This window comes from Streptomyces sp. NBC_01255 (assembly GCF_036226445.1).
In the GTDB taxonomy this organism is placed as follows: Bacteria; Actinomycetota; Actinomycetes; order Streptomycetales; family Streptomycetaceae; genus Streptomyces.
This window is the reverse complement of record NZ_CP108474.1, coordinates 4,847,243-4,868,862: the sequence shown is the minus strand read 5'-3', so window position 1 is coordinate 4,868,862 and position 21,620 is coordinate 4,847,243. Positions and strand designations below refer to the sequence as shown.

Sequence of the window (21,620 nt, the reverse complement as noted above, 5' to 3'; positions counted from 1 at the left end):
GAGGACACCCCCGCCCCGAAACCTCCCGCCCCGAACGGCCCCACCCCTAGGGAAGCAGCCCCCGCAGCGGGAAGGCAGCCTTCCGGGTCGCGAGCACCGCCTGGTCCAGCCGATCCGCCGGGTCGTACCCCTCGGCCCAGTCCCGGAAGCCCACCGGCCACCGCCCGTCCGTCATCCGCGCGGGCCCCAACTGCCGGGTACGCGCGTACACCTCGTCCCGCCAGGACGACGGGATCACGGACTCCGGATCCACCGGGGCATGCGCCGCGATCCCCACCAGATGCGTCCACGACCGCGGCACGACATCCACCACCGCGTACCCGCCACCGCCGAGCGCGACCCACTTCCCGCCCTCGACGTACTCGTGCGCCAGGTCGTGACAGGCCGACTGCACCACCCGCTGCGCGTCCAGCGACACCGCCAGATGCGCGAGCGGATCCTCGAAGTGCGTGTCCGCCCCGTGCTGCGTCACGAGCACCTGCGGCCGGAAATCCGCGATCAGCTCCGGCACCACCGCGTGGAAGGCCCGCAGCCACCCCGCGTCCCCCGTCCCGGCCGGCAGCGCCACGTTCACGGCCCCGCCCTCACCAGGCCCCGCCGCACCCGTCTCCTCCGGCCACCCGGTCTGCGGGAACAGCGTCCGCGGATGCTCGTGCAGCGAGATCGTCAGGACCCGCGGGTCCTCCCAGAACGCCGCCTGCACCCCGTCACCGTGATGCACGTCCACGTCCACATACGCGACCCGCTCCGCCCCGAGCTCGAGCAGCCGGGCGATGGCCAGCGACGCGTCGTTGTAGATGCAGAACCCGGACGCGCTCCCCGGCATCGCGTGGTGCAGCCCGCCCGCGAAGTTCACCGCGTGCGCGGCCTCCCCGCGCCACACCGCCTCCGCCGCCCCGACCGACTGCCCGGCGATCAGCGCCGACACCTCGTGCATCCCGCCGAACGCCGGATCGTCGACCGTACCGAGCCCGTACGCCTGATCCGCGTGGCGCGGATCCGCCGAGGCCGCCCGCACCGCCGCCACATAGTCCTCGCGGTGCACGAGCCGCAGGGTCGAGTCCCCGGCCGGCGGCGCCGCGACCACGTCCACGGCCCGGTCGAGCCCGTACGCCCGCACCAGCCCCATGGTCAGCGCGAGCCGTACCGGATCCATCGGATGCTCGGACCCGAAGTCGTACTGCGTGACAGCTTCATCCCACATCAACAGTGCGCGGCCGCTCATGCCCGCCACCGTATCGGGCCTCCCGCGAACCGAACGACGTGGCGTACACCACCGTCACCAGGACCAGCACCATCGGCACCAGCATCGCCCCCCGATAACTCCACGCGTCCCCGAGCGCCCCCACCAACGGCGACCCGACGAGGAACCCCACGTAGTTGAAGACATTGAGCCGCGCCACAGCAGCGTCACTGGCCCCGGGGAACAATTTCCCGGCCGCGGCGAAGGTCTGCGGCACGATCACACTCAGCCCGAGCCCCAGCACGGTGAACCCGGCGATCCCCGCCCACGCCCCCGGCGCCACCGCCACCACCGCGAACCCCAGCGCCGCGAGCACCGCCCCGCACCGCACGACGGTCGCGGCCCCCAGCTTCCGCACCCCGAAGTCACCCACCGCCCGCCCCAGCAGTGTCGTCACCATGTACGCGTTGTACGGCACGGTCGCCAGCTCCTCCGAGCTCCCGAGCACGTCCTGGAGGTACTTGGCACTCCAGTTGGAAACGGTGGAGTCCCCGATGTACGCGAAGGTCATCACAAGACAGAGCGGCAGCAGCAACGCGAAGGCGACCCGACTCCCCCCGCTCTCCCCCGCCTCCTTCTCGACCGCCCGGTGCTCCCCGGCCCCGTACCACCGACTGCCCACGAGGGCGACGGGCAGCAGTAGCGCGACGACCGGCAGATACGACACGAACAGAGACAGGTGCCAGTGCGCCCCCACCCAGGCCAGCGAGGCGCCGGCGATCCCGCCGAGGCTGTACGAGGCGTGGAACCCGAGCATGATGCTCCGCCCGTACGCCCGCTGAAGGTTCACCCCCAGCATGTTCATCGACGCGTCGAGGGCGCCCACCGCAAGCCCGAAGAGCCCGAGGGCGACCGCCGCCTCCCACAACTCCGTGCCGGCCCCCACCCCCAGGAGAGCAAGCAGGACGACGGGCTGCGCCCACCGCAGGACCACCGCGGGCCCCACCCGGGCGACGGCCTTCTCGGTCGCGACACTCGCCACCCCGGCAAGGATCGGCACGGCGGCGAGGAAGGCGGGCAGCAGCGCGTCCGAGATCCCGTACCGGTCCTGGATCCCCGGTATTCGGGTCACGAGCAGCGCGAACGTGACCCCCTGCACGAAGAAACTGACCGCCAGGGATCCCCGCCCACGCCGCAACCGCGCATCCGTCATGGCGGCTCAGCGTAGGGCCGGGCCCTACCGATGGGTAGATGGATCACAGACCCAATGTCGCGGGAAGCTCACCCATCGCCCGGAAGAACCCCGTGGCGCCGGCGAGCTTCTCCTCGGGCGTCATCGCCGTGAACCCGTACACGTCCATCCCGGCGGCGACGGCGGCCTGGACCCCGAGCCGGCTGTCCTCGACCACGACACACCGCTCCGGCGCGACCCCCATCCGCGCGGCCGCGTACAGGAACAGGTCGGGCTCCGGCTTGCCCCGCCCGACGTCCTCGGCGCTGAAGACGGTCTCGTCCCGGAACCACGCGTCGAGCCCCGTCTTCCGATGCCCCACCCGAATCCGCTCATGACTCCCGGACGACGCCACGCAGTACGGAACCCCGGCCTCGGCCAGCCCCTTCAGCACGTCCGCGGCCCCGCGCACAGCCTCCAGCTCCCTCTCGAACGCGGCGAAGACCCGCGCGTGGAACGTCGCGTCGAAGTCCGCGGGCAAGCGCTCCCCGGTCCGCTCCTCGACCAGCTCGTGAATGCGGTGCATGGCGGACCCCATGTAGTCGCGCACCGACTCCTCGTACGAGGTCGGATGCCCGAGCTCCGTCAGGTAGCCGGCGAGAAGCGTGTTGGAAATCGGCTCGCTGTCCACGAGCACACCGTCGTTGTCGAAGATGACCAAGTCGTATCGCATGGACAAAGCCTAGAACGCAAAAATGCCTCAACCCCCGGACAGAGTCCGGGGGTTGAGGCTAAAAATTGTTCGGCGGCGTCCTACTCTCCCACAGGGTCCCCCCTGCAGTACCATCGGCGCTGAAAGGCTTAGCTTCCGGGTTCGGAATGTAACCGGGCGTTTCCCTAACGCTATGACCACCGAAACTCTATGAAGATATGAACCGCCGCACCACCCAAAGGGGGCGTGTTCGTTACTTCAGAACTAACACAGTGGACGCGAGCAACTGAGGACAAGCCCTCGGCCTATTAGTACCGGTCAGCTCCACCCATTACTGGGCTTCCACATCCGGCCTATCAACCCAGTGGTCTACTGGGAGCCTTACCCTCTCAAGGAGGTGGGAATACTCATCTTGAAGCAGGCTTCCCGCTTAGATGCTTTCAGCGGTTATCCCTCCCGAACGTAGCCAACCAGCCATGCCCTTGGCAGGACAACTGGCACACCAGAGGTTCGTCCGTCCCGGTCCTCTCGTACTAGGGACAGCCCTTCTCAATATTCCTACGCGCACAGCGGATAGAGACCGAACTGTCTCACGACGTTCTAAACCCAGCTCGCGTACCGCTTTAATGGGCGAACAGCCCAACCCTTGGGACCGACTCCAGCCCCAGGATGCGACGAGCCGACATCGAGGTGCCAAACCATCCCGTCGATATGGACTCTTGGGGAAGATCAGCCTGTTATCCCCGGGGTACCTTTTATCCGTTGAGCGACGGCGCTTCCACAAGCCACCGCCGGATCACTAGTCCCGACTTTCGTCCCTGCTCGACCCGTCGGTCTCACAGTCAAGCTCCCTTGTGCACTTACACTCAACACCTGATTGCCAACCAGGCTGAGGGAACCTTTGGGCGCCTCCGTTACCCTTTGGGAGGCAACCGCCCCAGTTAAACTACCCATCAGACACTGTCCCTGATCCGGATCACGGACCGAGGTTAGACATCCAGCACGACCAGAGTGGTATTTCAACGGCGACTCCACCATGACTGGCGTCACGGCTTCAAAGTCTCCCACCTATCCTACACAAGCCGAACCGAACACCAATATCAAACTGTAGTAAAGGTCCCGGGGTCTTTTCGTCCTGCTGCGCGAAACGAGCATCTTTACTCGTAGTGCAATTTCACCGGGCCTATGGTTGAGACAGTCGAGAAGTCGTTACGCCATTCGTGCAGGTCGGAACTTACCCGACAAGGAATTTCGCTACCTTAGGATGGTTATAGTTACCACCGCCGTTTACTGGCGCTTAAGTTCTCAGCTTCGCCACACCGAAATGTGACTAACCGGTCCCCTTAACGTTCCAGCACCGGGCAGGCGTCAGTCCGTATACATCGCCTTACGGCTTCGCACGGACCTGTGTTTTTAGTAAACAGTCGCTTCTCGCTGGTCTCTGCGGCCACCCCCAGCTCACGGAGTAAATCCGATCACCAGTGATGGCCCCCCTTCTCCCGAAGTTACGGGGGCATTTTGCCGAGTTCCTTAACCATAGTTCACCCGAACGCCTCGGTATTCTCTACCTGACTACCTGAGTCGGTTTAGGGTACGGGCCGCCATGAAACTCGCTAGAGGCTTTTCTCGACAGCATAGGATCATCCACTTCACCACAATCGGCTCGGCATCAGGTCTCAGGCTTAATGTGTGACGGATTTGCCTATCACACGCCCTACACCCTTACCCCGGGACTACCACCGCCCGGGCTGGACTACCTTCCTGCGTCACCCCATCGCTTACCTACTACCACCTTGGGTCGACGGCTCCACCACTTTCCTTTCCCCGAAGGGTCCGGAACGGCTTCACGGCCTTAGCATTAATGGGCTCGATATTGGGCGTTTCAAAGCGGGTACCGGAATATCAACCGGTTGTCCATCGACTACGCCTGTCGGCCTCGCCTTAGGTCCCGACTTACCCTGGGCAGATCAGCTTGACCCAGGAACCCTTAGTCAATCGGCGCACACGTTTCTCACGTGTGTATCGCTACTCATGCCTGCATTCTCACTCGTGAACCGTCCACAACTAGCTTCCGCTGCTGCTTCACCCGGCACACGACGCTCCCCTACCCATCACAGCGGGCGTTGGCCCTATTGCTGCAATGACACGACTTCGGCGGTACGCTTGAGCCCCGCTACATTGTCGGCGCGGAATCACTTGACCAGTGAGCTATTACGCACTCTTTCAAGGGTGGCTGCTTCTAAGCCAACCTCCTGGTTGTCTCTGCGACTCCACATCCTTTCCCACTTAGCGTACGCTTAGGGGCCTTAGTCGATGCTCTGGGCTGTTTCCCTCTCGACCATGGAGCTTATCCCCCACAGTCTCACTGCCGTGCTCTCACTTACCGGCATTCGGAGTTTGGCTAAGGTCAGTAACCCGGTAGGGCCCATCGCCTATCCAGTGCTCTACCTCCGGCAAGAAACACACGACGCTGCACCTAAATGCATTTCGGGGAGAACCAGCTATCACGGAGTTTGATTGGCCTTTCACCCCTAACCACAGGTCATCCCCCAGGTTTTCAACCCTGGTGGGTTCGGTCCTCCACGAAGTCTTACCTCCGCTTCAACCTGCCCATGGCTAGATCACTCCGCTTCGGGTCTTGAGCGCGCTACTAAATCGCCCTATTCGGACTCGCTTTCGCTACGGCTTCCCCACACGGGTTAACCTCGCAACACACCGCAAACTCGCAGGCTCATTCTTCAAAAGGCACGCAGTCACGAGAAACAAGCAAGCTTGTTTCCGACGCTCCCACGGCTTGTAGGCACACGGTTTCAGGTACTATTTCACTCCGCTCCCGCGGTACTTTTCACCATTCCCTCACGGTACTATCCGCTATCGGTCACCAGGGAATATTTAGGCTTAGCGGGTGGTCCCGCCAGATTCACACGGGATTTCTCGGGCCCCGTGCTACTTGGGTGTCTCTCAAACGAGCCGTTAATGTTTCAGCTACGGGGGTCTTACCCTCTACGCCGGACCTTTCGCATGTCCTTCGCCTACATCAACGGTTTCTGACTCGTCTCACAGCCGGCAGACTGTGAAAGAGAGATCCCACAACCCCGCATGCGCAACCCCTGCCGGGTATCACACGCATACGGTTTGGCCTCATCCGGTTTCGCTCGCCACTACTCCCGGAATCACGGTTGTTTTCTCTTCCTGAGGGTACTGAGATGTTTCACTTCCCCTCGTTCCCTCCACATGCCCTATGTGTTCAGGCATGGGTGACAGCCCATGACGACTGCCGGGTTTCCCCATTCGGAAACCCCCGGATCAAAGCCTGGTTGACGGCTCCCCGGGGACTATCGTGGCCTCCCACGTCCTTCATCGGTTCCTGGTGCCAAGGCATCCACCGTGCGCCCTTAAAAACTTGGCCACAGATGCTCGCGTCCACTGTGTAGTTCTCAAACAACGACCAGCCACCCATCACCCTGCTCCTAAGAGCAAGTTCACTGGGGCCGGCATCACGAAGGCAACGACCATACGGCCGTACCCTCAGATACCCAACAACGTGCCAAGCGTGAGCCACCCACCGGACTCTTCTTTCCACGCCGAAGCAGTACTCGAAGAACCATCAGGTTCGCTCACGCCAACTAATCAACGTTCCACCCATGAGCTGACCGTGCAGAACGTTTGTCTGCAATCGGTACTGTGCTCCTTAGAAAGGAGGTGATCCAGCCGCACCTTCCGGTACGGCTACCTTGTTACGACTTCGTCCCAATCGCCAGTCCCACCTTCGACAGCTCCCTCCCACAAGGGGTTGGGCCACCGGCTTCGGGTGTTACCGACTTTCGTGACGTGACGGGCGGTGTGTACAAGGCCCGGGAACGTATTCACCGCAGCAATGCTGATCTGCGATTACTAGCAACTCCGACTTCATGGGGTCGAGTTGCAGACCCCAATCCGAACTGAGACCGGCTTTTTGAGATTCGCTCCGCCTCGCGGCATCGCAGCTCTTTGTACCGGCCATTGTAGCACGTGTGCAGCCCAAGACATAAGGGGCATGATGACTTGACGTCGTCCCCACCTTCCTCCGAGTTGACCCCGGCGGTCTCCTGTGAGTCCCCATCACCCCGAAGGGCATGCTGGCAACACAGGACAAGGGTTGCGCTCGTTGCGGGACTTAACCCAACATCTCACGACACGAGCTGACGACAGCCATGCACCACCTGTATACCGACCACAAGGGGGGCACTATCTCTAATGCTTTCCGGTATATGTCAAGCCTTGGTAAGGTTCTTCGCGTTGCGTCGAATTAAGCCACATGCTCCGCTGCTTGTGCGGGCCCCCGTCAATTCCTTTGAGTTTTAGCCTTGCGGCCGTACTCCCCAGGCGGGGAACTTAATGCGTTAGCTGCGGCACCGACGACGTGGAATGTCGCCAACACCTAGTTCCCAACGTTTACGGCGTGGACTACCAGGGTATCTAATCCTGTTCGCTCCCCACGCTTTCGCTCCTCAGCGTCAGTAATGGCCCAGAGATCCGCCTTCGCCACCGGTGTTCCTCCTGATATCTGCGCATTTCACCGCTACACCAGGAATTCCGATCTCCCCTACCACACTCTAGCCTGCCCGTATCGGATGCAGACCCGGGGTTAAGCCCCGGGCTTTCACACCCGACGTGACAAGCCGCCTACGAGCTCTTTACGCCCAATAATTCCGGACAACGCTTGCGCCCTACGTATTACCGCGGCTGCTGGCACGTAGTTAGCCGGCGCTTCTTCTGCAGGTACCGTCACTTTCGCTTCTTCCCTGCTGAAAGAGGTTTACAACCCGAAGGCCGTCATCCCTCACGCGGCGTCGCTGCATCAGGCTTTCGCCCATTGTGCAATATTCCCCACTGCTGCCTCCCGTAGGAGTCTGGGCCGTGTCTCAGTCCCAGTGTGGCCGGTCGCCCTCTCAGGCCGGCTACCCGTCGTCGCCTTGGTAGGCCATTACCCCACCAACAAGCTGATAGGCCGCGGGCTCATCCTTCACCGCCGGAGCTTTTAACCAGCTCCCATGCGGAAGCCGGTGTTATCCGGTATTAGACCCCGTTTCCAGGGCTTGTCCCAGAGTGAAGGGCAGATTGCCCACGTGTTACTCACCCGTTCGCCACTAATCCACCCCGAAGGGCTTCATCGTTCGACTTGCATGTGTTAAGCACGCCGCCAGCGTTCGTCCTGAGCCAGGATCAAACTCTCCGTGAATGTTTGCCGGTAATCCGGCGATACACTCGCGTTGAGCGGAACGATCGAGTCGGAATAAGACCGATCGTTCACAGCGTCCTCGCTGTGTGCCACCCGGCTAGGGGTGGACTTTTTCAAAGGAACCTCGACCATCCGAAGATGGACGGGGTATCAACTAATCTGGCGTTGATTTTTGGCACGCTGTTGAGTTCTCAAGGAACGGACGCTTCCTTTGTACTCACCCTCTCGGGCTTTCCTCCGGGCTTCCCTTCGTTCCGAAGCTTATCAGATGTTTTCGATCCGATTTCCTCGGTGCTTTCCGGTCCTGTTCGCTTTCGCTCTAGGCCCTTCCGGCGGTTCCGAGTCTATCAGATGTTTTCCATCCGATTTCCTCGGCGCTTTCCGGTCCCTTAGCTTTCGCGCCGGTCCCTTCCTGCGTCTCCGACTCTATCAGACATCTGGGGGTCGGATTCCCACCTCGGGCACCGTCGGAGGAGGTCTCCTCCGGGCTGTGCACCGTCCCGGCATCGGCCGGCTCGTCTCGCCGGCGCGACGCTCGGAGCCGGCTATTTGGCCTTGAACGCAGAAAAGCCCCGCACCATAAGGTGCGGGGCTTTCCCACAATGATTGTTCGGCGGCGTCCTACTCTCCCACAGGGTCCCCCCTGCAGTACCATCGGCGCTGAAAGGCTTAGCTTCCGGGTTCGGAATGTAACCGGGCGTTTCCCTAACGCTATGACCACCGAAACTCTATGAAGATATGAACCGCCGCACCACCCAAAGGGGGCGTGTTCGTTACTTCAGAACTAACACAGTGGACGCGAGCAACTGAGGACAAGCCCTCGGCCTATTAGTACCGGTCAGCTCCACCCATTACTGGGCTTCCACATCCGGCCTATCAACCCAGTGGTCTACTGGGAGCCTTACCCTCTCAAGGAGGTGGGAATACTCATCTTGAAGCAGGCTTCCCGCTTAGATGCTTTCAGCGGTTATCCCTCCCGAACGTAGCCAACCAGCCATGCCCTTGGCAGGACAACTGGCACACCAGAGGTTCGTCCGTCCCGGTCCTCTCGTACTAGGGACAGCCCTTCTCAATATTCCTACGCGCACAGCGGATAGAGACCGAACTGTCTCACGACGTTCTAAACCCAGCTCGCGTACCGCTTTAATGGGCGAACAGCCCAACCCTTGGGACCGACTCCAGCCCCAGGATGCGACGAGCCGACATCGAGGTGCCAAACCATCCCGTCGATATGGACTCTTGGGGAAGATCAGCCTGTTATCCCCGGGGTACCTTTTATCCGTTGAGCGACGGCGCTTCCACAAGCCACCGCCGGATCACTAGTCCCGACTTTCGTCCCTGCTCGACCCGTCGGTCTCACAGTCAAGCTCCCTTGTGCACTTACACTCAACACCTGATTGCCAACCAGGCTGAGGGAACCTTTGGGCGCCTCCGTTACCCTTTGGGAGGCAACCGCCCCAGTTAAACTACCCATCAGACACTGTCCCTGATCCGGATCACGGACCGAGGTTAGACATCCAGCACGACCAGAGTGGTATTTCAACGGCGACTCCACCATGACTGGCGTCACGGCTTCAAAGTCTCCCACCTATCCTACACAAGCCGAACCGAACACCAATATCAAACTGTAGTAAAGGTCCCGGGGTCTTTTCGTCCTGCTGCGCGAAACGAGCATCTTTACTCGTAGTGCAATTTCACCGGGCCTATGGTTGAGACAGTCGAGAAGTCGTTACGCCATTCGTGCAGGTCGGAACTTACCCGACAAGGAATTTCGCTACCTTAGGATGGTTATAGTTACCACCGCCGTTTACTGGCGCTTAAGTTCTCAGCTTCGCCACACCGAAATGTGACTAACCGGTCCCCTTAACGTTCCAGCACCGGGCAGGCGTCAGTCCGTATACATCGCCTTACGGCTTCGCACGGACCTGTGTTTTTAGTAAACAGTCGCTTCTCGCTGGTCTCTGCGGCCACCCCCAGCTCACGGAGTAAATCCGATCACCAGTGATGGCCCCCTTCTCCCGAAGTTACGGGGGCATTTTGCCGAGTTCCTTAACCATAGTTCACCCGAACGCCTCGGTATTCTCTACCTGACTACCTGAGTCGGTTTAGGGTACGGGCCGCCATGAAACTCGCTAGAGGCTTTTCTCGACAGCATAGGATCATCCACTTCACCACAATCGGCTCGGCATCAGGTCTCAGGCTTAATGTGTGACGGATTTGCCTATCACACGCCCTACACCCTTACCCCGGGACTACCACCGCCCGGGCTGGACTACCTTCCTGCGTCACCCCATCGCTTACCTACTACCACCTTGGGTCGACGGCTCCACCACTTTCCTTTCCCCGAAGGGTCCGGAACGGCTTCACGGCCTTAGCATTAATGGGCTCGATATTGGGCGTTTCAAAGCGGGTACCGGAATATCAACCGGTTGTCCATCGACTACGCCTGTCGGCCTCGCCTTAGGTCCCGACTTACCCTGGGCAGATCAGCTTGACCCAGGAACCCTTAGTCAATCGGCGCACACGTTTCTCACGTGTGTATCGCTACTCATGCCTGCATTCTCACTCGTGAACCGTCCACAACTAGCTTCCGCTGCTGCTTCACCCGGCACACGACGCTCCCCTACCCATCACAGCGGGCGTTGGCCCTATTGCTGCAATGACACGACTTCGGCGGTACGCTTGAGCCCCGCTACATTGTCGGCGCGGAATCACTTGACCAGTGAGCTATTACGCACTCTTTCAAGGGTGGCTGCTTCTAAGCCAACCTCCTGGTTGTCTCTGCGACTCCACATCCTTTCCCACTTAGCGTACGCTTAGGGGCCTTAGTCGATGCTCTGGGCTGTTTCCCTCTCGACCATGGAGCTTATCCCCCACAGTCTCACTGCCGTGCTCTCACTTACCGGCATTCGGAGTTTGGCTAAGGTCAGTAACCCGGTAGGGCCCATCGCCTATCCAGTGCTCTACCTCCGGCAAGAAACACACGACGCTGCACCTAAATGCATTTCGGGGAGAACCAGCTATCACGGAGTTTGATTGGCCTTTCACCCCTAACCACAGGTCATCCCCCAGGTTTTCAACCCTGGTGGGTTCGGTCCTCCACGAAGTCTTACCTCCGCTTCAACCTGCCCATGGCTAGATCACTCCGCTTCGGGTCTTGAGCGCGCTACTAAATCGCCCTATTCGGACTCGCTTTCGCTACGGCTTCCCCACACGGGTTAACCTCGCAACACACCGCAAACTCGCAGGCTCATTCTTCAAAAGGCACGCAGTCACGAGAAACAAGCAAGCTTGTTTCCGACGCTCCCACGGCTTGTAGGCACACGGTTTCAGGTACTATTTCACTCCGCTCCCGCGGTACTTTTCACCATTCCCTCACGGTACTATCCGCTATCGGTCACCAGGGAATATTTAGGCTTAGCGGGTGGTCCCGCCAGATTCACACGGGATTTCTCGGGCCCCGTGCTACTTGGGTGTCTCTCAAACGAGCCGTTAATGTTTCAGCTACGGGGGTCTTACCCTCTACGCCGGACCTTTCGCATGTCCTTCGCCTACATCAACGGTTTCTGACTCGTCTCACAGCCGGCAGACTGTGAAAGAGAGATCCCACAACCCCGCATGCGCAACCCCTGCCGGGTATCACACGCATACGGTTTGGCCTCATCCGGTTTCGCTCGCCACTACTCCCGGAATCACGGTTGTTTTCTCTTCCTGAGGGTACTGAGATGTTTCACTTCCCCTCGTTCCCTCCACATGCCCTATGTGTTCAGGCATGGGTGACAGCCCATGACGACTGCCGGGTTTCCCCATTCGGAAACCCCCGGATCAAAGCCTGGTTGACGGCTCCCCGGGGACTATCGTGGCCTCCCACGTCCTTCATCGGTTCCTGGTGCCAAGGCATCCACCGTGCGCCCTTAAAAACTTGGCCACAGATGCTCGCGTCCACTGTGTAGTTCTCAAACAACGACCAGCCACCCATCACCCTGCTCCTAAGAGCAAGTTCACTGGGGCCGGCATCACGAAGGCAACGACCATACGGCCGTACCCTCAGATACCCAACAACGTGCCAAGCGTGAGCCACCCACCGGACTCTTCTTTCCACGCCGAAGCAGTACTCGAAGAACCATCAGGTTCGCTCACGCCAACTAATCAACGTTCCACCCATGAGCTGACCGTGCAGAACGTTTGTCTGCAATCGGTACTGTGCTCCTTAGAAAGGAGGTGATCCAGCCGCACCTTCCGGTACGGCTACCTTGTTACGACTTCGTCCCAATCGCCAGTCCCACCTTCGACAGCTCCCTCCCACAAGGGGTTGGGCCACCGGCTTCGGGTGTTACCGACTTTCGTGACGTGACGGGCGGTGTGTACAAGGCCCGGGAACGTATTCACCGCAGCAATGCTGATCTGCGATTACTAGCAACTCCGACTTCATGGGGTCGAGTTGCAGACCCCAATCCGAACTGAGACCGGCTTTTTGAGATTCGCTCCGCCTCGCGGCATCGCAGCTCTTTGTACCGGCCATTGTAGCACGTGTGCAGCCCAAGACATAAGGGGCATGATGACTTGACGTCGTCCCCACCTTCCTCCGAGTTGACCCCGGCGGTCTCCTGTGAGTCCCCATCACCCCGAAGGGCATGCTGGCAACACAGGACAAGGGTTGCGCTCGTTGCGGGACTTAACCCAACATCTCACGACACGAGCTGACGACAGCCATGCACCACCTGTATACCGACCACAAGGGGGGCACTATCTCTAATGCTTTCCGGTATATGTCAAGCCTTGGTAAGGTTCTTCGCGTTGCGTCGAATTAAGCCACATGCTCCGCTGCTTGTGCGGGCCCCCGTCAATTCCTTTGAGTTTTAGCCTTGCGGCCGTACTCCCCAGGCGGGGAACTTAATGCGTTAGCTGCGGCACCGACGACGTGGAATGTCGCCAACACCTAGTTCCCAACGTTTACGGCGTGGACTACCAGGGTATCTAATCCTGTTCGCTCCCCACGCTTTCGCTCCTCAGCGTCAGTAATGGCCCAGAGATCCGCCTTCGCCACCGGTGTTCCTCCTGATATCTGCGCATTTCACCGCTACACCAGGAATTCCGATCTCCCCTACCACACTCTAGCCTGCCCGTATCGGATGCAGACCCGGGGTTAAGCCCCGGGCTTTCACACCCGACGTGACAAGCCGCCTACGAGCTCTTTACGCCCAATAATTCCGGACAACGCTTGCGCCCTACGTATTACCGCGGCTGCTGGCACGTAGTTAGCCGGCGCTTCTTCTGCAGGTACCGTCACTTTCGCTTCTTCCCTGCTGAAAGAGGTTTACAACCCGAAGGCCGTCATCCCTCACGCGGCGTCGCTGCATCAGGCTTTCGCCCATTGTGCAATATTCCCCACTGCTGCCTCCCGTAGGAGTCTGGGCCGTGTCTCAGTCCCAGTGTGGCCGGTCGCCCTCTCAGGCCGGCTACCCGTCGTCGCCTTGGTAGGCCATTACCCCACCAACAAGCTGATAGGCCGCGGGCTCATCCTTCACCGCCGGAGCTTTTAACCAGCTCCCATGCGGAAGCCGGTGTTATCCGGTATTAGACCCCGTTTCCAGGGCTTGTCCCAGAGTGAAGGGCAGATTGCCCACGTGTTACTCACCCGTTCGCCACTAATCCACCCCGAAGGGCTTCATCGTTCGACTTGCATGTGTTAAGCACGCCGCCAGCGTTCGTCCTGAGCCAGGATCAAACTCTCCGTGAATGTTTGCCGGTAATCCGGCGATACACTCGCGTTGAGCGGAACGATCGAGTCGGAATAAGACCGATCGTTCACAGCGTCCTCGCTGTGTGCCACCCGGCTAGGGGTGGACTTTTTCAAAGGAACCTCGACCATCCGAAGATGGACGGGGTATCAACTAATCTGGCGTTGATTTTTGGCACGCTGTTGAGTTCTCAAGGAACGGACGCTTCCTTTGTACTCACCCTCTCGGGCTTTCCTCCGGGCTTCCTTCGTTCTTGTGTCTCCGACTCTATCAGATCCTTTCGGCGTCTGATTCCCAGTCAGCGGGATTTGTCTTTCCGGCTGTTGGGCCGTTCCGACGAGTGAGACTTTAGCGAATTCCTGCCTCCGACGCTAATCGGGCGGCTTGCGCTCAGACCTTCGAACGCGGATTCCTCATTTCGCAAAAACACACGGGAGGTCCGACGGCGCGGCAAAGCGTCGTCAGCTTCTGTGGGTCTTGCGGAATGGCTGTCCGGGGCCGACCGGGGTCGGTGCTCACGTCGGACAACTCGGAGAACACTACGGACCGGGTAATCCCGTGTCAACCCCGGTCCTCGGGCGTAGCCTCTCCGTATGAGTACGCATGCGCACGCCACCCAGTGGTGGGCCGCCTGACCGGCGGCCCGCACTCGCGCATGCACCAAGCGGCCGCCGTCTCGGCGGCCGTTCGCGTATCCCCCTCCGGGAGCCGGGCCGTCGGGCCGGCGGCCCGTAGCTGAGGGAGAAGGAACGCGATGACGAGGATCTTCAGCGGGGTCAAGCCCACCGGGCATCTGACGCTGGGCAACTACCTCGGGGCCGTACGGCGGTGGGTCGAGGTCGATCAGCACCAGGCGGAGGCGCTGTTCAGCGTCGTGGACCTGCACGCGCTGACCGTGGAGCACGATCCCGGGCGGGTGCGGCGGCTCAGTCGGCAGGCGGCGACGCTGTTGCTGGCCGCCGGGCTGGATCCGGAGCTGTGCACGTTGTTCGTGCAGAGCCATGTGGACGAGCACGCCAGGCTCTCGTACCTGCTGGAGTGCACGGCCACGGACGGCGAGGTGCGGCGGATGATCCAGTACAAGGAGAAGAGCGTGCTGGCGCGGGCCGCCGGGGAGGGTGTGCGGCTGTCGTTGCTGACGTACCCCGTGCTGATGGCGGCGGACATCCTGGCGTACGGGGCCGACGAGGTGCCGGTGGGTGAAGACCAGACGCAGCACGTGGAGCTGACGCGGGACCTGGCGGTGCGGTTCAACCAGCGGTACGGGCATACGTTCGCGGTGCCGCGGGCGACGCGGTCTGCGGTGGCCGCGCGGGTCATGGATCTGCAGGACCCCACGTCGAAGATGGGGAAGTCGCACGCGAACGGGGCCGGGATCGTCTATCTGCTGGACGACGCGGAGACCGTGCGGCGGAAGATCATGCGGGCCGTGACCGACAGCGGGCGGGACGTGGAGTACGACCGGGAGGTCAAGCCGGGGATCGCCAACCTGCTCGATCTGATGGCGGCCGCGACGGATGGGAACCCGGAGGAGCTGGCCGGTGTATACGAGTCGTACGGAGCGTTGAAGAAGGACACGGCGGACGCCGTCGTCGAGCTGCTGAGGCCCCTGCGGGAGCGGCATGCCGAGCTCGCGGCGGATCCGGGTTATGTGGATCAGGTGCTGCGGGACGGGGCCGGGCGGGCCCGGGGGATGGCGCGGCCGTTGGTGGACCGGGCCTATCGGGCGATCGGGTTGCTGCCCGCGGGGTGACGGGAGGCGTGGAGGGGGCCTCGTGTTCCGCCGGGGGTCGGTGGCCCCCGGCGGGCAGGTGTCAGCTGTTGCCGGAGGCGAGTTCGCGGCTGCGGTCGCGGGCGGCTTCGAGGGCGGCGATGAGGGCGGCCCGTACGCCGTGGTTCTCCAGCTCGCGGATGGCGCTGATGGTGGTGCCGGCCGGGGAGGTGACGGCCTCGCGGAGCTTGACGGGGTGCTCGCCGCTGTCGCGGAGCATCACGGCGGCGCCGATCGCGGCCTGGACGATGAGGTCGTGGGCCTGGGCGCGGGGGAGGCCGAGGAGGATGCCGGCGTCGGTCATGGCCTCGACGAGGAAGTAGAAGTAGGCCGGGCCGGAGCCGGAGAGGGCGGTGGCCGCGTCCTGCTGGGACTCGGGAACGCGGAGGGTCTTGCCGACGCCGCCGAAGATCTCCTCGGTGTGGACGAGGTGCGCGGGGGTGGCGTGGCTGCCGCCGGAGATGACGGACATGCCTTCGTCGACGAGGACGGGGGTGTTGGGCATGACGCGGACGACGGGGGTGCCTGCGGTGAGGCGCTCCTCGATGAAGGAGGTGGGGATGCCGGCGGCGGCGCTGATGACGAGGCGGTCGGCGGCGACGTGGGGGGCGAGCTCTTCGAGGAGGCGGCCCATGTCCTGGGGCTTGACGGCCAGGATGAGGGTGTCGGCGCGCTTGGCGGCCTCGGCGTTGGTGACGGCTTCGACGCCGTAGCGGGCGTGGAGCTCGTCGGCGCGTTCGGTGCGGCGGGCGGTGACGAGGAGGTTCGCGGGGCGCCAGCCGGCGCGGATCATGCCGCTGAGGAGCGCTTCACCGATCTTGCCGGTGCCGAGGACTGCGACGGTTTGGGTCATGGGTCTTTCACCTCGCCGGAGGGGGGTACGTGGAGTCATCCTCGCACCGGCGGGCCGGGGGGTGCGTGGGTGTCCGAGGGGCGGTCATGCCGTGCGGCGGCGGAGGGTGGCCGCGCCGAGGGCGAGGACGAGGACGGCGCAGCCTGCGACGACGAGGGCGTCGCGGACGAAGTCGCCGGTGATCTCGGGGTGGCGGAGGACCTGGTTCATGCCGTCGACGGCGTACGACATGGGCAGGACGTCGGAGATCGCTTCGAGGGCGGGGGCCATCCGGTCGCGCGGGGTGAAGAGTCCGCAGAGCAGGAGCTGGGGGAAGATCACCGCCGGCATGAACTGGACGGCCTGGAACTCCGAGGCGGCGAAGGCGGAGACGAAGAGGCCGAGTGCGGTGCCGAGGAGGGCGTCGAGGAGGGCGACCAGGAGGAGGAGCCAGGGGGAGCCGACGACGTCGAGGCCGAGGAACCAGACGGCGAGGCCGGTGGCCAGGGTGGACTGGAGGACGGCGAGGAGGCCGAAGGCGAGGGCGTAGCCGGCGATGAGGTCGGCCTTGCCGAGGGGCATGGCGAGGAGGCGTTCCAGGGTGCCGGAGGTGCGTTCCCTGAGGGTGGCGATGGAGGTCACCAGGAACATCGTGATGAGCGGGAAGATGCCGAGGAGGGAGGCGCCGATGTTGTCGAAGGTGCCCGGGCTTCCGTCGAACACGTACCTGAGCAGGAAGAGCATGACGCAGGGGACGAGGAGCATCAGGGCGATCGAGCGGGGGTCGTGGCGCAGCTGACGCAGGACGCGGGCGGCGGTGGCGAGGGTGCGGGCGCTGTTCATGAGCGGGGCTCCTCGTGGGCGGTCCGCGGGGCTTTGGGGTGGGCGGCGCGGGCGGCTGCCGCGTCGACCAGGTGGAGGAAGGCCTCTTCCACGGTGGCCGTGTCGTTGCGGCGGCGGAGGGCTTCGGGGGTGTCCTCGGCGAGGATCTCGCCTTCGCGCATGAGGAGGAGGCGGTGGCAGCGCTCGGCCTCGTCCATGACGTGGGAGGAGACGAGGAGCGTCGTCCCGCGGTCGGCGGCGATCTGGTGGAAGAGGTTCCAGAGGTCGCGGCGGAGGACGGGGTCGAGGCCGACGGTGGGTTCGTCGAGGACGAGGAGTTCGGGGGTGCCGAGGAGGGCGACGGCGAGGGAGACGCGGCTGCGCTGGCCGCCGGAGAGCCGGCCTGCGAGGGCGTCGGCGTGCGAGGTGAGGTCGACGTCGGTGATGGCCCGGTCGACGGCGGTGCGGCGGTCGTGGCGACGGGCGCGGCCGGGGAAGAGGACGGCGGCGAAGTAGTCGAGGTTCTGGCGGACGGTGAGGTCGTCGTAGACCGAGGGGTCCTGGGTGACGTAGCCGATGCGGGAGCGGAGGGCGGGGTCGCCGGCGGGGCGGCCGAGGACCTGGAGGGTGCCGCCGACCTTGGCCTGGGTGCCGACGATGGCGCGCATGAGGGTGGTCTTGCCGCAGCCGGAGGGGCCGAGGAGGCCGGTGATGCGGCCGGAGGGGACGGTGAAGTCGAGGTCGCGGAGGACGGTGCGGTCGCCGCGGACGGTGGTGAGGGCGTGGGCGGTGATGGCCGCTGCGGTGTCGGTCGTGTTGTCGGCTGTGGGGGCCGGTTCCGTCGAGCCCGTCGCACCCGTCGGGTAATTCATCATGCGATGAATAGTGCTCCTGGGGGTGCCGGCCGTCAAGCATCCGGGCAGGACGGAGCGGGGCGGCTCGGAGCGGGGTGGGTTACTTGCGCTTGGGCTTCTTGCGGGCGGCCGGGTTGCCCGTGCGGGCGCCGCGGCGCTTCTCGTACTGGGCGCGGGACGTCTCGTACTCCGTGCGGCGCAGCTTCTCGCCGGGGGCCTCGGTGAAGCAGCGGACGAAGTAGGCGAGGAGCGAGCCGATGAAGCCGATGGCCTTCAGGCTGCGCAGCGACTCCTCGCGGCCCGGGTCGGTGGGCCTGCGGGTGAAGCCTTCCCAGGTCTTGCGGAAGGCGATGGCGCTGCAGACCCCGAACATGACGACGACCAGCATGTTCACGAGGCCGCCGACGTCCGCGATCGCCAGGCCCTGGTACGCGAAGCGCAGCACGAGGCAGGCCGCGACGGCGGCGGCCAGCGAGCCGGCGGCCAGTCCGACGCGGCGCAGCGCGTAGTTGCCGGTGTGGTCGACCCAGGTCGTACCGAAGAAACGGATCTCCTCGGGCTGCGGGCCGCCTGCCGTCGTGCCGGGGTTCTGCTCCGTGCCGGGGGTCTGCTCGTCGTCGCTCACAGAGTCGATTATCCCCGGAGCGGCGGAGGAGGGCCTCAGGCGCAGCGCGGTGCGACGTAGCCGTCGCTGCCCGTCTTCACGTAGGCGTCGGAGATGTACTCGCCCGGGGCGATGTTGTCCCAGAGGTTGGTGGTGCCGTACGGGCCGCTGACCCACTCGCCGGGCTTCTGGCAGTGGATCGGCACCGTGGAGCCGGCGGCCAGCGACCGGACGATCGAGTACTGGGTGCTCGGGCCCGAGCGGACGTTGACCCGGTAGCCCGGGGCGATCGCGTAGCGCTTCACCGCGCTCGTCGCCGTCGCCGAAACGTCCGCCGTCACGCTCGCGGTGGCCTGCTTGTCGTCGGTTCCCATGGTGTTCTCCCCCTTGGCGCAAAAGCGCTCCGCCGAGTTTCACTCTCTGCGACGCGCAGGCTAGCAAGCCCCTCCGACATCGCGGGTGCCATGGACTAGGCTCCGTCGGGTCGCGCACGCGCGTGATGTGACGGGGATTCACACGGGGGTGGGAGATGCCACCGTTGCGCAGCACCGGCGCCGACCGCGATGCGGAGGGGCCCGAGTACGCGGGCGACTACCGGCTCCAGGCGTGTCTGGGGTCCGGCGGCATGGGGGTCGTCCACCTCGCCGCCTCGGCCTCCGGCCTGCGGCTCGCGGTCAAGGTCGTACACGCTCGGTATGCGGAGGACCCGGAGTTCCGGGCCCGTTTCCGCCAGGAGGTCGCGGCCGCCCGGCGGGTGAGCGGGGCCTTCACGGCGCCTGTCGTCGACGCCGACCCCGATGCCGTACGCCCCTGGATGGCCACCCTCTACGTGCCCGGGCCGACCCTCGCCGAACAGGTGAAGCGGAACGGCCCCCTGTCCCCCGCCCAGCTGCGCCGGCTCACGGCCGGGCTCGCGGAGGCGCTGCGCGACATCCACCGCGCCGGGGTCGTCCACCGGGACCTCAAGCCCAGCAACGTCCTGCTCACCGACACCGGCCCCAAGGTCATCGACTTCGGCATCTCCCGGCCCGTGGACAGTGATCTGCACACGGAGACGGGGAAGCTGATCGGGTCGCCGCCTTTCATGGCGCCCGAGCAGTTCCAGCGGCCCAGGGAGGTCGGGCCGGCTGCGGACGTCTTCGCGCTGGGTTCGGTCCTCGTGCACGCGGCGACCGGACACGGCCCGTTCGACTCCGACAGCCCGTACATCGTGGCCTACCAGGTCGTCCACGACGAGCCGGATCTGACGGACGTGCCGGAGGAGCTCGCGCCGCTCCTGGCGCGCTGCCTCGCCAAGGATCCCGCCGAGCGGCCGACGCCCGCCGAGATCATGTCGGCGCTGCTGCCGCCCTCGTACGAGGCGGAGGCGTTCATACCGGCCCAGCGGCGGCGGCCCACCCTGCCGGAGAGCGAGCCCGGCGTCTCCCCCGCCTGGGACGCGGACACACGCGTCCGGGCGACCGCCGTGCCGCCCCCGCGCCGTCGGCGCCCGCGGATCCGGCCGCGGCTGACGGCCGCCCTCGTCGCCGGGCTCGCGCTGACCGGCGCCGGGCTGTACGGGGCGCTGAGCACTCCCGCGGACGGCGGGCCCGAGACCCCCGCCCGCCCGGACGAGGTGGCCACGGCCTTCGCGGGCTGGCGGACGCCGCTCCAGGAGCGGGGCCCCACGGCGGCCCCGGCCTGCGCGCACGGCGGCGGCGCGCTGTACTGCGTGGCCCGGGGCGTCGGCATCGCCCGGCTCGACCCCGTCACCGGGCGGGTCCTGTGGTCGCGGACCACCCCCATCGACTCGGAGACCCCGACCGCCCCCGTCCTCCTGACCGACGGCCTCGTCGGCGCCGCCGCCCCCACGGACCCGCTGCGGGCGTACGCGACGGGGGGCGGCGCCCCCGGGTGGAGCGCCGTCGAGACGGAGGGTGCCCCCGAGCTGTACCGGGCGGCCGGCAGCGCTGTCGTCCTTGCCGACGGGCGGGGCGGGCTCCGGGCCCTCGACAGCCGCAGCGGGAAGGAGCTGTGGCGGCACGGCCTGACCGGTTTCGCGGTCCCGCGGCTCGGCGCGTACGACGCTCCTTCCGGGCTGCTGTCCGTCACCGAGACCTCGGCCGACGGGACGAGCACCCGGGTCGGTACGGTCCTGCCCAGGACCGGCGAGGTGGTCTGGCAGCGGAGCCTGGACGGCGATCTCGCCGCACTCGGCCGCACCGGCGCCGGAGCCCTCGTCCTCGCGGACCACTACCAGGACCCGCTGATCGACGGCCTGGTCCTGGTGGGCCCCGACGGCTCGGCGGACTCCGTGCGGCGGCTGGCCCTGCCCCACCGGATCGACGTCCGGGGCGTCGCCGTGCGCGGCGCGGTCGTCCACATCCTCGACGCGAACGGCCACCTCACCGCCTTCGACACCGCCGCGGAGAAGGGGCGGGTGCTGTGGGAGCTGGAGACGGGCGCCGGAAACGTCTCCGTGCCGGTCCTCGGCGGCGACGACCGCCTCTACTTCTCCGTCCAGGACGGGCGGCTGCTCGCCGTCAACACCAAGCGCGGCGCGCTGATCGGCCAGACCCGGCCGCGGCTGCGGAACGGGCGGCTCGGCTACGCGCCCATGGTTCCCGAGCCCCTGGTCGCCGGGGACCGGGTGTTCGGGACGGCGCCCGACGGCTCCGTATTCGCGGTCGACGCGCGCGAGCCCGAGTCCTGGTGAGTGGGTGGCTCAGA

10 protein-coding genes and 6 rRNA genes are annotated in these 21,620 nt (G+C 64.4%); 2 read left to right on the top strand and 14 right to left on the bottom strand.

The features are described 5' to 3' along the window. Positions 1 to 46 precede the first annotated feature (46 nt). The 9 genes from OG357_RS21895 to OG357_RS21855 form a co-directional block, all read right to left on the bottom strand. Positions 47 to 1,225, bottom strand: a complete 1,179-nt coding sequence (locus OG357_RS21895) for an acetoin utilization protein AcuC (protein ID WP_329622754.1) — start codon at positions 1,223 to 1,225, stop codon at positions 47 to 49. Continuing rightward, a complete protein-coding gene (locus tag OG357_RS21890) occupies positions 1,194 to 2,396 on the bottom strand; it encodes an MFS transporter (protein WP_329622753.1) in 1,203 nt (400 codons plus the stop codon). Before OG357_RS21890 ends, OG357_RS21895 begins: the two co-directional genes overlap by 32 nt. Before the next feature lie 43 nt (positions 2,397 to 2,439). Then, positions 2,440 to 3,087 (bottom strand): HAD family hydrolase, encoded by a 648-nt coding sequence (locus tag OG357_RS21885; RefSeq protein WP_329622752.1) that lies wholly within the window; start codon positions 3,085 to 3,087, stop codon positions 2,440 to 2,442. 67 nt (positions 3,088 to 3,154) lie between these two features. After that, positions 3,155 to 3,271, bottom strand: a 5S ribosomal RNA gene (gene rrf / locus OG357_RS21880). A gap of 83 nt (positions 3,272 to 3,354) precedes the next feature. Further along, a 23S ribosomal RNA gene (locus OG357_RS21875) occupies positions 3,355 to 6,475 on the bottom strand. A gap of 286 nt (positions 6,476 to 6,761) precedes the next feature. After that, positions 6,762 to 8,287, bottom strand: a 16S ribosomal RNA gene (locus OG357_RS21870). Between the two features lie 608 nt (positions 8,288 to 8,895). Beyond that, positions 8,896 to 9,012, bottom strand: a 5S ribosomal RNA gene (gene rrf / locus OG357_RS21865). An 83-nt stretch (positions 9,013 to 9,095) separates the two neighbouring features. Next, a 23S ribosomal RNA gene (locus tag OG357_RS21860) occupies positions 9,096 to 12,215 on the bottom strand. A gap of 286 nt (positions 12,216 to 12,501) precedes the next feature. Beyond that, positions 12,502 to 14,027 (bottom strand): 16S ribosomal RNA (locus OG357_RS21855). Together the 16S, 23S and 5S rRNA genes form the textbook arrangement of a ribosomal RNA operon. Positions 14,028 to 14,782: 755 nt before the next feature. On the opposite strand from OG357_RS21855, the gene trpS reads away from it, so the two are divergent. Further along, complete coding sequence (trpS, locus tag OG357_RS21850) at positions 14,783 to 15,781, top strand: tryptophan--tRNA ligase (protein WP_329622751.1); 999 nt, start codon at positions 14,783 to 14,785, stop codon at positions 15,779 to 15,781. Positions 15,782 to 15,842: 61 nt separating this feature from the next. Here trpS and proC read toward each other — a convergent pair whose 3' ends face one another. The 5 genes from proC to OG357_RS21825 all read right to left on the bottom strand — a co-directional run bounded on the left by proC (position 15,843) and on the right by OG357_RS21825 (position 19,285). After that, positions 15,843 to 16,652: a pyrroline-5-carboxylate reductase gene (gene proC / locus OG357_RS21845; protein WP_329622750.1), complete on the bottom strand. Its 810-nt coding sequence runs from the start codon at positions 16,650 to 16,652 to the stop codon at positions 15,843 to 15,845. Between the two features lie 84 nt (positions 16,653 to 16,736). Next, on the bottom strand, positions 16,737 to 17,474 hold the full coding sequence (locus OG357_RS21840; protein ID WP_329622749.1) for an ABC transporter permease: 738 nt from the start codon (positions 17,472 to 17,474) through the stop codon (positions 16,737 to 16,739). Next, positions 17,471 to 18,328, bottom strand: a complete 858-nt coding sequence (locus OG357_RS21835; RefSeq protein ID WP_329622748.1) for an ABC transporter ATP-binding protein — start codon at positions 18,326 to 18,328, stop codon at positions 17,471 to 17,473. The genes OG357_RS21840 and OG357_RS21835 overlap by 4 nt, the downstream gene beginning before the upstream one ends. 79 nt (positions 18,329 to 18,407) lie before the next feature. Beyond that, positions 18,408 to 18,932 (bottom strand): hypothetical protein, encoded by a 525-nt coding sequence (locus OG357_RS21830; RefSeq protein ID WP_329622747.1) that lies wholly within the window; start codon positions 18,930 to 18,932, stop codon positions 18,408 to 18,410. 35 nt (positions 18,933 to 18,967) lie between these two features. After that, positions 18,968 to 19,285, bottom strand: coding sequence for an SH3 domain-containing protein (locus OG357_RS21825; protein WP_329622746.1), 318 nt, complete (start codon positions 19,283 to 19,285; stop codon positions 18,968 to 18,970). Between the two features lie 155 nt (positions 19,286 to 19,440). On the opposite strand from OG357_RS21825, the gene OG357_RS21820 reads away from it, so the two are divergent. Beyond that, positions 19,441 to 21,606 (top strand): serine/threonine-protein kinase, encoded by a 2,166-nt coding sequence (locus OG357_RS21820; protein WP_329622745.1) that lies wholly within the window; start codon positions 19,441 to 19,443, stop codon positions 21,604 to 21,606. The last annotated feature ends 14 nt before the right edge of the window (positions 21,607 to 21,620 follow it).

Excerpts from the sequence above, each read along its gene's own strand:
- OG357_RS21895 (WP_329622754.1), bottom strand. The coding sequence starts at position 1,225 with ATGAGCGGCCGCGCACTGTTGATGTGGGATGAAGCTGTCACGCAGTAC.
- OG357_RS21890 (WP_329622753.1), bottom strand. The coding sequence starts at position 2,396 with ATGACGGATGCGCGGTTGCGGCGTGGGCGGGGATCCCTGGCGGTCAGT.
- OG357_RS21885 (WP_329622752.1), bottom strand. The coding sequence starts at position 3,087 with ATGCGATACGACTTGGTCATCTTCGACAACGACGGTGTGCTCGTGGAC.
- trpS (WP_329622751.1), top strand. The coding sequence starts at position 14,783 with ATGACGAGGATCTTCAGCGGGGTCAAGCCCACCGGGCATCTGACGCTG.
- proC (WP_329622750.1), bottom strand. The coding sequence starts at position 16,652 with ATGACCCAAACCGTCGCAGTCCTCGGCACCGGCAAGATCGGTGAAGCG.
- OG357_RS21840 (WP_329622749.1), bottom strand. The coding sequence starts at position 17,474 with ATGAACAGCGCCCGCACCCTCGCCACCGCCGCCCGCGTCCTGCGTCAG.
- OG357_RS21835 (WP_329622748.1), bottom strand. The coding sequence starts at position 18,328 with ATGATGAATTACCCGACGGGTGCGACGGGCTCGACGGAACCGGCCCCC.
- OG357_RS21825 (WP_329622746.1), bottom strand. The coding sequence starts at position 19,285 with ATGGGAACCGACGACAAGCAGGCCACCGCGAGCGTGACGGCGGACGTT.
- OG357_RS21820 (WP_329622745.1), top strand. The coding sequence starts at position 19,441 with ATGCCACCGTTGCGCAGCACCGGCGCCGACCGCGATGCGGAGGGGCCC.